General features: G+C 44.8%; 11 protein-coding genes. 7 read left to right on the top strand and 4 right to left on the bottom strand.

What is annotated here, in order from left to right; all coding sequences use genetic code 11:
- Positions 1-22: 22 nt before the first annotated feature.
- Positions 23-2434 carry a galactose-binding domain-containing protein gene (locus C161_RS04765; RefSeq protein ID WP_156946079.1) on the bottom strand — a complete coding sequence of 804 codons (2412 nt, stop codon included), beginning with the start codon at positions 2432-2434 and terminating at the stop codon, positions 23-25.
- A 651-nt stretch (positions 2435-3085) separates the two neighbouring features.
- On the opposite strand from C161_RS04765, the gene C161_RS04770 reads away from it, so the two are divergent.
- From C161_RS04770 to C161_RS04795, 5 genes are all read left to right on the top strand, one after another.
- Entirely contained in the window at positions 3086-3898 is an 813-nt protein-coding gene (locus C161_RS04770) for an alpha/beta hydrolase (RefSeq protein WP_370511457.1), read from the top strand.
- Between the two features lie 219 nt (positions 3899-4117).
- Complete coding sequence (locus tag C161_RS04775; RefSeq protein WP_036615241.1) at positions 4118-4297, top strand: hypothetical protein; 180 nt, start codon at positions 4118-4120, stop codon at positions 4295-4297.
- Between the two features lie 130 nt (positions 4298-4427).
- Positions 4428-5126, top strand: a complete 699-nt coding sequence (gene sigK, locus C161_RS04780; protein WP_017687130.1) for an RNA polymerase sporulation sigma factor SigK — start codon at positions 4428-4430, stop codon at positions 5124-5126.
- A gap of 670 nt (positions 5127-5796) precedes the next feature.
- A complete protein-coding gene (locus tag C161_RS04790) occupies positions 5797-5991 on the top strand; it encodes a hypothetical protein (RefSeq protein ID WP_076318823.1) in 195 nt (64 codons plus the stop codon).
- 2 nt (positions 5992-5993) lie between these two features.
- Positions 5994-7355, top strand: coding sequence for an amino acid permease (locus C161_RS04795; protein WP_036668508.1), 1362 nt, complete (start codon positions 5994-5996; stop codon positions 7353-7355).
- 55 nt (positions 7356-7410) lie between these two features.
- Here C161_RS04795 and C161_RS04800 read toward each other — a convergent pair whose 3' ends face one another.
- Complete coding sequence (locus C161_RS04800) at positions 7411-8595, bottom strand: serine hydrolase domain-containing protein (protein WP_051449585.1); 1185 nt, start codon at positions 8593-8595, stop codon at positions 7411-7413.
- Between the two features lie 170 nt (positions 8596-8765).
- Here C161_RS04800 and C161_RS04805 point away from each other — a divergent pair, with 170 nt between their 5' ends.
- Positions 8766-9218, top strand: coding sequence for an Lrp/AsnC family transcriptional regulator (locus C161_RS04805; RefSeq protein WP_017687134.1), 453 nt, complete (start codon positions 8766-8768; stop codon positions 9216-9218).
- Between the two features lie 103 nt (positions 9219-9321).
- Here the strand turns inward: C161_RS04805 and C161_RS04810 are convergent, their stop codons facing one another.
- Entirely contained in the window at positions 9322-10521 is a 1200-nt protein-coding gene (locus tag C161_RS04810; RefSeq protein ID WP_051449586.1) for an MFS transporter, read from the bottom strand.
- A 219-nt stretch (positions 10522-10740) separates the two neighbouring features.
- Complete coding sequence (locus C161_RS04815) at positions 10741-11805, bottom strand: ABC transporter substrate-binding protein (protein ID WP_036668509.1); 1065 nt, start codon at positions 11803-11805, stop codon at positions 10741-10743.
- Between the two features lie 166 nt (positions 11806-11971).
- On the opposite strand from C161_RS04815, the gene C161_RS04820 reads away from it, so the two are divergent.
- A complete protein-coding gene (locus tag C161_RS04820) occupies positions 11972-13048 on the top strand; it encodes a FecCD family ABC transporter permease (protein WP_200869400.1) in 1077 nt (358 codons plus the stop codon).

The raw sequence follows: 13048 nt of genomic DNA on the forward strand, positions 1-13048 counted from the left end.
GAGGCTTTTTGGGTATGTTGTTTTAATAGATTTCAAGCTCATTGATTCGCACATAGGTTGGCTGATGGGAAGGACCTTTACTCGCTACGACACGGATCTTGGAGGTACTGACTGCTGAAAATGTGTGTGAACGCGTTAACTCTTGATTGCCTGTAATCTGTACAAGATTCACCCAATTTGAGCCATTCCAGTATTGCAGATCATAATTGGCAAGCGGGTATCCCTGGGTGGTATACAGATCAATTCGCTGGATTGAACTCGATGCCGGCAAATCAATGACGACATATTGGGGAAGTGAGGAATTACGGTTATTGGCCCAGCTATAACTTTCCCCCAAGGCCGTGTTACGATCCCCGTCATTGATTCGGGCTGCTGAATACCCGGGATAGGTGGAAGTTACCGTTATGGCAGCATTTCGTGCCAGGTTCTGTCCGGTTCCCGGATTGGTAGGGGTTTTCACCAGATTCACCAAATTCCAGCGCAACTCGAAGAGTTTGAAGGACTTATTAAATACAGCTCCTTCTCCTTTGACGAGAGCATCAATCTTTAGAGACATGGTACTGGGCACATTATTGCTGCTTGTCCATTTCCCTGTGCCTTCAATGCCGGCAAAAACACTTACCTCAAGTATTTTTTTGCCGGCAATTTTCAGACCGACTTCCGCTTTGGCTCCTGCCCAAGCAGTGATCTGTCCTTCAATTTTATGGGTTACCGTAAGATATCTGTTCACACTGCTGTAAGGCTGGATCTTCACGGGAATAAAGACACGTGTTTTCCCTTTGACTCCCGCAGTAACCGTGTATCCCTGATCGACCTGAAATTCAAAGGTGACATTGCCGTCAATACCAATGACCAGAAAAACGCCGACAGATACGGCTCCGAGATTGCCAGCACCAATGTTGAAGCCCATGATTGGAACTTTGACCTCTTTTTTGAACTTGGCATCACCTTTGATATAGATGTTGGCTTTCTCACCAGCAGTAAATTTCAGATCATATTTTCCCCAAAATCCGTATTTCCCCGTAACTTTGGGTGCAATCAAGGTGAGCTTGCCACCTGCTTCAACGAACACTTTGTTACCGTTTGCATTTTGTTGATTTACAAGTACCTTCTTGAAATCACAGACAAACTCATTGCCGGATTTTTTGCAATTGGCAAAATCACCTGCTCCAGCAGCACGAATCACATCATTCAGATCCGTTGAATTAATATCAGTTAATTCCGTGGAGTTTATTTCATTCAGATCCATATCATTTGTATCATTCATGTCCATGGAATTCACATCATTCAGATCCATGGGTGCGATATCCGTGGAAGCGATATCCATTGTTTCTGCATCCGCAACCATGTCCGTATTTGCATCTAAATCATTTTGAATCGTGTTGTCGATGTTGAACTGTCGCATTTCAGCATCATCAGCTATATCGGTCTCTAACAAGGAAGGGGTTTCCTGAACAAGCCATTCCTTGCTATCCAATACCATCTCAGGATCAGGCATGACGATATTGCGCTCTTCGAACGAGACCTCCTGCTCGGGAATATCATAGTAATCGAACAATTCCTCCACACCCGGAGTGTTGTAATCTACCCGCATACCACCAGAGCTTCTATTGACGCTTGTAACTTTGATAGCCCGGGCAGAGGACTGATCGAGAAAGATCTGACCAGGAGCTAGGTTATTACCGATCTGGGCAGCCTCTTGGGTGCTAAGTTCTATAGAACCTTTCTCTTCCACCGTTTCAAAGACGGCATTTACCACGGGAAGTCTCTTCACCATGGAAGCAGGCATGGGTTGGGTTGGTTTTAACTGATAATCGACTTGCTCGAATTGACCTGAAGAAGAAATGGGGTTGCTAATAGCCAGTCCATCTTCGGAGACGTTAAATGAGATTCGAAAATATGCTTCTGAAACTGGAGCATTAACATTGGTCTTGCCTGCCCAGATCCAGCGTGCACTGGTCTCCTCAGGCATGCCACTAATCTGTTTCCAAGGATCACTGCCATACCGTCCGAAGTCAGTAGCACGTGACCATGACGAATCATCGAATTTGGGTTGCTCCCAACCTTCGATATATCGTTCAGATACTTTCCAGTTGAAATCCGTAACCAGATTCTCATCTCCGTAGCTAAGGTCTGCCAGCAGTCCCGCATAGAGGCCTATATCCTTCGCTTGAACTGCAATCACATTGATGCCAGATTGAATGGGCACAGGGAACGTATAGGCTTTGGCCCAGTCGGTGCCTTTTCCCGTCTGTCTGCCGTTTATAAAAAGTGTGAACTCATCATCTGCGGTTATAGATATTTTTCCTTCATTGTTAGATGCAGCATAGACATTGGATGGCCATAATCCTACAAGTAAAGGCAGCAATAATGTAATAACCAGGAATGAAGCCCATGCTTTTTTGATCGACAAGCGTACATTGAACATCATCATTTTCCTCCCAGAAAATAAAGTAGTTGCAAAAGATATTGGCGGCCGAAACGTTGAAACTTTTTCGTAAGCATATCTCAGAAGAAAAATATTATGAATCTATTGAAATTGTTCATAGACACCCCCCTATGGAAGCTATAATAAGGTAAAATATTCAATTTAACAACAGTATTTTACAATTTTAATTATGATTCGAGAATAAAGAAGAAAGAAGAAAAACTCTGATGCTATAAGATCATTGAATTGAATCGCTAGAAATGAAAATATTGTTGCAAAAAATGGATAAATAAGTTTAAATATACTATATAAGTAATTCTATGTCAGGAAAACAGAGTGGAATCTACATGTTTCAGTGTTTTTCTGAAGGGAAGGGAGGTGATCTAACCTGTTTCTTGTAAGGGCTTTCAATTTTGGGTTAAGAGGAAGCTTGCTTCACCGCGTTAGAAAAAAGTTGAACTTCAGCATCAAGCGTAATCCAGTGAAACTTCGAGAAACGCATACTTAAGTTTGACAAAATTGAGAGGAGAAATTGAGATGAAAAAACGTATTACAATCCTTTTAAGTCTTTCGATGATCGTTGCCATGATTGCCCCAACAATGGCTTTTGCTACGGATTCCAGCGAGGTTGGGGCTCAGAACACAGCGTATGAATCTATGAATGTATCCGGCAATGACGCAAACAATGCGCTTGCTAATACTCCGGTGGTGCCGGCACCACCGGGTTTTGATGGCTATCGAAACAATATTCCGCACGGAAATACCAATCTGATATCCTATTACTCCACAACGGTGGGCAATACACGGAAAGCGACCGTGTATACACCGCCAGGATATTCTCCGAATAAAAAGTATAACGTCTTGTATCTCCTGCACGGCATCGGCGGGGATGAGCATGAGTGGGTCAATGCAATGAAACCCAAGAACATTTTGGACAACCTGTATTCGGAAGGCAAGCTGTCCCAGATGATCGTTGTCATGCCGAATGGCCGTGCCATGAAGGACGACCGTCCAGTCGGTGACATTTTTGCTCCGGACAAAGTGGCTGCGTTTGAACGGTTTGAGCAAGACCTGCTCAAGGATCTGATTCCTCATATCGAGGCCAATTATCCGGTATACAAAGACAAGAATAGCCGTGCGTTGGCCGGTCTGTCCATGGGTGGTGGGCAGTCGCTTAACTTCGGATTGAAAAATCTGAATACCTTCGCTTGGGTAGGGGCCTTCTCGGCTGCACCGAATACGCAATCTGTATCACAGCTGGTTTCCAACCCGGGACAAGTAGCCAGCCAACTCAAATTGTTGTGGATCTCCTGTGGATCAAGTGACGGTCTGTTATGGGTCAGCCAGAACTTCAAAAACGGCTTGAGCAGCATGAATATTCCGCATACCTTTTATCTGGATGTAGGTGGACACGAACCATCTGTCTGGAACAGCGGCCTGTATCAGTTCTCACAACGAATCTTCAAATAATTTAATTTGAATTAGCTTCTTGAAGCAATCGACAGGAGAAACAGGAATTCATATCGATATGTAGCCTCAGTTCTGTTCTGCACAGGGCTGGGGCTTTATGTTGGTTAGTGTGCGAATATGACATGATGAATGAGAGAGAATATGTTAGCATGAAGGAAGCAGATCCACATGGAGCGGGTAGTTAATTACATAGGTAGATACATGAAGGAGAGAAATAGGATGTTCTATTACAAAGGTGCGTTTCGGGAAACGGACAATGTGATCTATTTTAAAAGCGATGTTTCATTAGCCCAGAATGATGTTGTCCTATTTGGTGAAAAGAAGTATTTTATCGAAAGTGTGGAAAAAGAATTTCTCCTGCTTCAGCGGGTGGGCTCCATTGTTTCTGTGAGTCTGTGAAATCTTCGCAAGATCATCCCCTTTTTCAAGTGTACGTGCACTTCTGGGCCTCTGCCTACATACAATAGATCGACCCTGTTCCCACATGTGCTCAGGCCAGATCGTTGTAAAACTGCAGGAGGTGTCATCCGTGCCCGGATTGTTTACCGCAATTGCTCTATTCATTAAAGAGTTAACGTTACTCGTCTCGTATGTCAAAAATAATGCGTTCCCCCAGCCACTGGCTGAGGGTGATGAAGCCAAACATTTGCGCCTTATGGCTGAAGGCAATGCTCACTCTCGCAATCTGCTCATTGAACACAATCTGCGCCTCGTCGCGCATATCGTCAAGAAGTTCGACAATACGGGTGAAGATCAGGAAGACCTGATTTCCATCGGAACCATTGGTTTGATCAAAGCGATCGAAAGTTTTCAACAAGGCAAAGGCACGAAGCTTGCCACATTTGCGGCGAGATGTATTGAAAACGAGATACTTATGCATCTGCGTTCCCTGAAGAAAACACGCAAAGACGTATCCCTGCACGACCCTATCGGTACGGACAAAGAAGGCAATGAAATTACATTAATCGACATCCTTGGCACAGAAGCTGATGATGTTGTAGATCGGGTACAGCTCAAGATTGAAAAAAGCAAAATTTATCGCAATCTAGATATCCTGGATGACCGGGAGAAGGAAGTTGTAATCGGTCGATTTGGCCTGGAAGCAGGCGGGGAGGAACGAACTCAACGCGAAATTGCGAAGGAACTGGGCATCTCACGTTCTTATGTATCACGGATTGAGAAGCGGGCGTTAATGAAGCTGTACCACGAGTTTTATAAGCAAAAGTAGTTGTTGGATAGATAGCGCTTTTCGTTAAAAAGATGGTGCTTTCTGAACCTTCCGCATTTGTAGGGAGATGCATTAAGATCGAAAATTTGATACACTGCGCTCTCTGAAAATGGCACGGACAAAGAGGGCAATGAAATTACACTAATTGATATCCTCAAAACAGATTGGAAAAGAAAAAGGAATAGATTAACAGACCAGAGGGCGCCTTTATCAGGAGCCCTTTTTACTGTGAAGATACTTAAAACTGGATCTAAATAGTATTAATTATTTGGGGTTATGACCTAAATAAAGGAATTTCCATTCCCGTTGAAGAATATCTTGTACACAGACCAATTTAATATATAAGGAGTAAATCATAATGAAGCAGCTTTTTCAGAAAACTCCACTGTGGTTTTTGTTAATCTGGATTGTAGGATTTATGATGATCGTGTTCAACTCGTTTCAATCAAACTCGGGTACCATTAACTTGCTTGCATTATTCATAATTAATGTTGCTAATGCTATTCGAATTTGGAAAAACGAACGTTCATTAGCAATTACCTTTTTAGTTGTTGCCGCTCTATGCTTGGCTTATATTTTAATATACTTCTATAGATATGTATAATCAGCATGACATGGCATGAGAATAACAACAAAGGAATGTACATAGGCTGATGATAGTATGGATCGGATGCAACTTAAGATTAATAAAAGCCAAGGGCATGAAATAGGAGCATATGAAGTGGTCACCTTTTACAAAGGTGGCCTCTTTGCTTTTGCAAAAAAATATATAAAAGAGGGATATGTATTCTGGGCAGATTATTATATGATGAGTAATAATATTTTGCATCGTAGAGAGCATGTACAGAAAGAGAGTGGTGGTTGATCATGCAGCAAGAAACGTTAACAAGGGGATTAAAGAACCGACACGTGCAGTTGATGGCGATTGGAGGTGCGATCGGTACAGGTCTGTTTCTTGGAGCAGGCAAAACGATCCAGCTAACAGGGCCATCCATCTTGCTGGCCTACATTATTACGGGTGTTGTGTTGTTCCTGATCATGCGTGCATTGGGGGAGCTGCTGTTAAGCAACTTGCAGTATCATTCCTTTGTCGATTTTGTGCGTGATTACCTGGGAAATATGGCGGCATTTATTACAGGCTGGACCTATTGGTTCTGCTGGATCTCCATTGCCATGGCTGATATTACGGCCGTTGGTTTATATACGCAGTTTTGGTTTCCGAATGTACCTCAGTGGATGCCAGGGTTAATTGCGCTGGTCATTTTGCTAATTATGAACTTGGCAACGGTCAAGTTGTTTGGTGAGATGGAATTCTGGTTTGCCCTGATTAAAGTCGTGGCTATTCTGGCACTCATTGTTGTTGGTTTATATATGATTTTCAAAGGTTTTACAACGGATCAGGGTCCAGCGAGCTTCACCAATCTGTGGAGTCATGGGGGATGGTTTCCGAATGGACTGCATGGGTTCATCATATCGTTCCAGATGGTGGTATTCGCCTTTGTAGGCATGGAACTGGTGGGACTCACAGCGGGGGAAACGGAGAATCCGGAGAAGGTTATTCCTAGAGCGATTAACCAGATTCCGATCCGGGTACTGCTCTTCTATGTTGGCGCACTGCTGATTATTATGAGCATCTACCCGTGGAACGCCATTGTGCCTACTGAAAGTCCGTTTGTACAAGTGTTTGCCGCTGTGGGTATTGCAGCTGCCGCCGGCATTGTGAATTTCGTGGTACTGACTTCCGCAGCGTCAGCGTGTAACAGTGCCATTTTCAGTACAAGCCGTATGGTGTTCTCCATGGCAAAGGATCACAACGCACCTGAATCATTTGCAAGACTGAACAAGAGGAAAGTCCCTTCCAATGCGCTGTTTTTCTCCACGATCGTTATTCTGATCGCGATTGTGCTGAACTATATCATGCCAGAGGGTGTATTTACGCTGATCACGAGTGTGTCGACTGTGTGCTTCATCTTCGTCTGGGGCATCATGGTAATCTGTCATCTCAGATATCGTCGTACTCAGCCGGAACTGGCGAGTCGCAGTCGCTTCAAACTGCCACTATATCCGTTTTCGAACTACTTTATCCTGGCGTTTCTGGCATTTGTGCTGGTGGTATTGGCATTGGCCGAAGATACGCGTGTGGCACTGTTTGTCACGCCAGTGTGGTTTATTCTTGTTGCGGGGATCTACCTTTTTAAAAAGAAAAATTTGAGTAATAACAGACAGTAGTCTTACCATCGTTGCCAAATAAAGCCGCCCAATGATATTGGGCGGTTATTCGTATTTATATTCTTGCAGCCTCTTTGCCTTCACAAATGCCTGCGTAGATGGCATCACAGATATCGATGGTATACTGGCCCGACATCCCTTCAAGTGCCGTGTTGGTGAATGCTGCAACACTAAGTTCTTCTTTTGGATCAACAAACCAGGAATGACCGTAAGTTCCACCCATCCGCCACGTACCCGGGGATTCCGGTGTACCGGCTGCGACAGGATCTTTAAGTACGGTAAAACCAAGGCCAAACCCTCTGCCTGGCCAGTATGGCATCACGAGATCACCGATTTGATTGGTAGACATCTCAGCCGCAACGGCTTCTGTAAGGAGAGGCTGTCCTCCTAGTCGCAATGCTTCAAGTAAAGTAAGAAAATCTCCGGTACTTCCAACCATACCCGCTCCGCCCGACAAGTAAGCAGAAGTATGATTCACACGATTGGGTGACAGTCGGAAGCCAGCAGTACCCTCAATAAAAGGAATCAGCTCCAACTCCTGATGAAGGAGACGCGGTTCTTCAGAACCATTAGCATATGCGGCTGTCAATCGTTCCGAATCCACCGCAACAAAGTCAGTGTCGGTCATGTGGAGTGGATGAGTAACCAGCGTTTGGACAGCTTCTCGTAGTGACATCCCAGTTACCTTTTCGATAACGGCACCAAGTACATCTGTCGCAATGGAATATCTCCACATGTTGCCTGGCTCATACAGAAGAGGAGCAGAAGCCAGCCTCTGCAGATTCTCCTCCAGACTCATTTCAGACCAATCCATTCCGTCCGATACTCCTGCGAGCTCATAGGTTCCCTGATCTTCTTGGAAGAAACGGTATGTTAAGCCTGCGGTGTGCGTCATCAACTGATGTACTTTTATTAAAGCATCCTGACCATTGGCAAGTTTGGGCCGGAATGCAGGAAGCCAGCGTGTCACCGGATCATGGAGACTCAGCTTTCCTTGTGAGATTAATGCCAGAGCTGCTGTCGAGACAATAGGTTTGGTTACGGAAGCAAGTCGAAACAGAGCGTTTTCCGACATGGTGCGTTTTTGCTCCCTGTCTGCGAAACCAGCAGCCCGGCTATATACCAGTTCCCCTCTTAAAGCAACTTGTACAACTGTTCCTACAATTCTTTTTTCGCTTAGAGCCCGATCAATGGCTTCATCCACATAATTATGCAATGTCGTCATGTCTTTTTTTCTCATGCTTATCTTCCTCTCACCAACTGATGTATTTGATTTCTCGTGATAACTGTGTTTATTATATAAATGATTGATCTTGTATTACATGGTTTGTTTAAGGCATTATAATGGATTAGCGAATATACTTAAGGTAATTTCTGAATATATCTTATGTATTTAAAGGAGTGGATCACATGGACGAAATAGATCAGCATATTCTGTATCACTTGGAGAATCAGGCGAGATTATCCATGACCGAACTCGGCAAACTGGTGGGGTTATCTCAGCCCGCCGTTACTGAACGAGTCAAACGAATGGAAGAAAAGGGAATTATCGAGGAATATCGAACCGTAATCTCCCCATCCAAATTGGGCAAGCAGAGCACAGCCTATGTTCTTTTTCGTACGCGGGATTGTTATCCTTTCCTGGATTTCTGTCGTGCGTCACCTGAAGTTGTGGAATGTTATCGGATAAGCGGAGAGTACAATTACTTGCTGAAAATCCTCACAGATACCATTCAGGGACTCGAGGAGTTTCAGAACAAGTGTGATCCGTACGGTACTTACATGACTTTAATCACCATGTCTTCTCCAATTGCACATAAGAATCTCGTGGAAGGACCAAATCTGTTGGCACAGGCAGAATAAGATTCTGGTCTTTAAAATGAAAAAACAGAAGAGGAGTCCACATCAAGTGAACTCCTCTTCCTCCTGCGTGTAACTCATGCAAAATACCTTCCTGTTATTTTACTTACTTGGGAAATCCATATTTATAAGCACGCATAGCTACAAGCAACGCAGGAATGAGCAAAATAAACAGCGCCCCAGAAAGGTATCCTGCTCCAAATACTTCAAGAAGGATGCCCCCGATGATACCTCCTCCGCCAATCGCCAGATTCCATGCTGTAACCAGCATCGATTGGGCGACATCTGTGCTTTTGCCTCCGGCTTGAGCGATGGCAGTCTGTAACAGTGTCGCGGCTCCGCCAAACGTAAATCCCCAGATCATGACGCCAAGGATAATAATCACAGGTTGATGAGTAGCGATTCCCATCACGACAGAGGCCAGAGCGAATGATGCCAAGCTAATGATAACCAATCTCCTCAAAAATCGGTCAATGAGCATTCCGGTTAACCAAATTCCAACAATGGAAGTAAAACCGAAAATGAGCAAAATCAAGTCGACTCTGTTAGCAAATACGGTCTGGGCAAGGTAGGGAGAAATATAGGTATATAGAATGTTATGGGCAAGCATCCAAGCCAGAACAACAAACAGAATAGGCCTAACTCCCGGAATTAAAAACACCTTATGCAGCGGAAGACGTTCACCAGCTGGCTCTCCGGCAAAATCCGGCATTCTCCAGAGAACCCATACGATTAAAGCTACGGTTAGAAGAGATACCATCCCGAAGATGAGGCGCCAGCCGACATAAGAACTGAGAAAACTACCGATTGGGACACCCAGGGCTAATGCTACCGGAGTGCCGACCATAGCCACAGCCATGGCTTTACCTTTTAACGAATCCGGAACCATCCGACGAGCATAACCTGCTGTCATTCCCCATAACACACCCGCAGAGACTCCAGCCATGAAACGAGCAGCAAGTGTCAGGATATAATCCGAAGATAAGGCGGTAACGGTGTTAAAGACAAGAAAACCGCTAATGCATACCAGCAGAAGAGGTCGGCGTCTCCATCCGCGTGTAGCAGTAGTCAAGGGAATGGCAGCAACAAGTGATCCAATGGCATAAAGAGTCACCAACTGTCCTGTGAGGGCTTCTGTGATCCCCAAGTCTTTTGCAATTTGCGGCAGCAGTCCCGCAGGCAAGCTTTCAGTGAGGATGCAAATAAATCCCGCCATGGCTAATGCAAGAAGCCCAGCCCACGGAAGGCGTTCTGAAGATATGGAAGGTAGCTCCCTTTGCTTTGGGAGGGATGTGTGAGCGGTCATGAATAAAACCTCATTTCTTATATTTTAATCCTATCCAGAACTATGCATATAAGCTTATCTGAAAAAATCAAACTTTTGCATACAGGATTAAAGGTGAGAAGGAGGTTTTAACATGATTTTTAATTTAATTTGTGAGTTTATCCGTTAATTTAGTATGTTCTAAAGTCAACTGAAAAAAGAGCAGGGAGAATGTCTTCTCCTGCTCATTGGCTCAAGTCATTACTTCATCGGATTAGCTTTCATTTCCTGTCCCATTTTCTCAATACCGTCCAGAATTTGATATCCATAACCCCAGAACTGGCTGAAATCTGTCACATAGATTTGTTTGTTCTTGATCGCGTTCATGCTTTGCAGGGCAGGGTTGGCATACAGGTTCTCAATTAGCTTATCGATATCCGGTGAACCGGCATACGCGGACAAGAGCAGGTAGTCCGGGTTCGCTGTGATCAGTTGCTCAACACTTACCTCACCTTGCACACCATCAAACGTATTTTTCAGCTTCAACAGGCCAAGTGCATCAAGCTGATACGTATCGTTCTGCATGCTGCTTACCGTAATGGTGTCTTCCGTAGCGGGTACGATATAGGCAAAACTATGCTCAGGCTGATCGGCTACACTTGCCTTAATAGCTTCAACACGAGTCTTCAGACTTTCGGTGAATGTTGCGGCATTATCCTGAACGTCGAAGATTTGTCCAAGTTGTGCAATATCGCTATAGAGGGTTTCGAGTGTGCCTTTGTGATTCGTCGTTTGCAGAAACGTGCGGATATTCATGTCATTCAATCCATCGACGGTACCCACGCCCCAGTCTGCATCAGCGAAAAGGTCGCCCCGTCCGAGTACCAGATCCGGGCTTGCGCCTACAACCAGCTCTTTACCTACATAATCCTTGGACAATACCGGAATTTGGGCGAAATCATCAGCCACATCGGGTGTAACGGAACCGTATAGAGCAGCGACACCGACCATTTTATCGGTCAGACCTAATTTGATGAGCATCTCAGCCGCAGATTGGGTATTCGCAACAACACGTTCAGGTGCTTTATCGAATACTTGCACTTTGGGTTTCCACTCGCCACCCTCACCCGAGATCGTGAAATTTTCAATGGTGAGCGGGTACGTCGTTTTATTTGTATTCTCAGCAGGAGCTGAAGTTTCTGTCGTGTTAGTTGTTGAAGTTGTTTCTTCGGCAGGGGAAGAAGTTGATGCATTCGAACAGGCTGCAAGCAGCAGTAACAGGAGACTTAGAGCAGCGAAGCCAATGGTTCTGGATGTGAATTTCATTAAATGATGAACCCCTTTTCTATGTGTTTTAAATTGACAAAGATAATCATTCTCAATTATAATCCGAGAAAACACATTGTAAATAGCTAAATTTAATTTGTTCTACATTTTACGCGAATTGATGGGGGAAGAGATGGCACAGACGGTTCAGGTTCAGACACAGCGTATGGGGAAAAGAGAGTCTCTGATTCATAGTAAATCCGGGTTTGCTTTACTGATTGCAGCTTTAATCATGATTACGCTTATATCCGTAGGTATTGCAGTTTCCATTGGACAGGTACAAATTCCACTGGCGGAGTCATATCGTATTCTTTTATACAAATTATCGGGATTTCAGTGGGGGACAACACCCATTGAGGCAGGTTCCTTTACCGATATCATTTGGCAGATTCGTTTCCCGCGTGTGCTGATGGCGATGTTTATCGGTGCAGGCTTGGCCTTGTGCGGTGCTGTTATGCAGGCTGCTGTGCAGAATCCGCTGGCTGATCCTTACATACTGGGTATATCTTCAGGCGCTTCACTTGGAGCAACCTTTGCAATTCTTATTGGATTCGGTGCGATTGGGTGGCTTGGTCAGACGGGGGTGGCTTTCTGGGCCTTTACCGGTGCGATGGGTGCGTCCTTACTGGTCCTGACTTTGGCAGGGATTCGGGGGAAAATGACGTCGGTCAAGCTGGTGCTTGCCGGAATGGTGATTAACGCGTTATGCAGCGCTTTTTCGAACTTTATTATTTATTTTGCCAACAATGCTGAAGGCATCAAAACGGTGACATTCTGGACCATGGGCAGCCTGGCGGCTTCCGGATGGAACAAGCTTCCACTCGTGGGTATCGTCGTGCTGGTGGCGATTCTATTTTTCCTTTTACAGTCCAGAGTTCTTAATACGATGTTATTGGGGGATGAAGCAGCTGTTACGCTGGGCATTAATCTGAGTGTGTATCGCAGACTGTACATGCTGTTAACCGCTTTGGTGACAGGTGTTATGGTGGCGAGCTGTGGCATGATTGGTTTTGTTGGACTCATTATTCCGCATATTGTCAGAGGTCTCGTGGGTTCCGACCATCGTAAAGTGATGCCTGTATCCGTGCTGTTTGGAGCCATTTTCCTCATCTGGACGGATGTTATTGCACGATCCCTCATATCCAGCGTGGAGTTGCCAATCGGTATTATTACGGCCATGATTGGCGCACCAATGTTTATGTATATGCTGGTCAAAAAAGGCTACGGTTTTGGAGGAAATTAA

Origin of the sequence: Paenibacillus sp. FSL R5-192 (assembly GCF_000517845.1) — a bacterium.
GTDB lineage: Bacteria > Bacillota > Bacilli > Paenibacillales > Paenibacillaceae > Paenibacillus > Paenibacillus amylolyticus.

Bases quoted from the DNA above. Each gene is read 5' to 3' on its own strand.
- C161_RS04765 (WP_156946079.1), bottom strand. From the start codon at position 2,434: ATGATGATGTTCAATGTACGCTTGTCGATCAAAAAAGCATGGGCTTCA.
- C161_RS04770 (WP_370511457.1), top strand. From the start codon at position 3,086: ATGAATGTATCCGGCAATGACGCAAACAATGCGCTTGCTAATACTCCG.
- C161_RS04775 (WP_036615241.1), top strand. From the start codon at position 4,118: ATGTTCTATTACAAAGGTGCGTTTCGGGAAACGGACAATGTGATCTAT.
- C161_RS04790 (WP_076318823.1), top strand. From the start codon at position 5,797: ATGCAACTTAAGATTAATAAAAGCCAAGGGCATGAAATAGGAGCATAT.
- C161_RS04795 (WP_036668508.1), top strand. From the start codon at position 5,994: ATGCAGCAAGAAACGTTAACAAGGGGATTAAAGAACCGACACGTGCAG.
- C161_RS04800 (WP_051449585.1), bottom strand. From the start codon at position 8,595: ATGAGAAAAAAAGACATGACGACATTGCATAATTATGTGGATGAAGCC.
- C161_RS04805 (WP_017687134.1), top strand. From the start codon at position 8,766: ATGGACGAAATAGATCAGCATATTCTGTATCACTTGGAGAATCAGGCG.
- C161_RS04810 (WP_051449586.1), bottom strand. From the start codon at position 10,521: ATGACCGCTCACACATCCCTCCCAAAGCAAAGGGAGCTACCTTCCATA.
- C161_RS04815 (WP_036668509.1), bottom strand. From the start codon at position 11,805: ATGAAATTCACATCCAGAACCATTGGCTTCGCTGCTCTAAGTCTCCTG.
- C161_RS04820 (WP_200869400.1), top strand. From the start codon at position 11,972: ATGGGGAAAAGAGAGTCTCTGATTCATAGTAAATCCGGGTTTGCTTTA.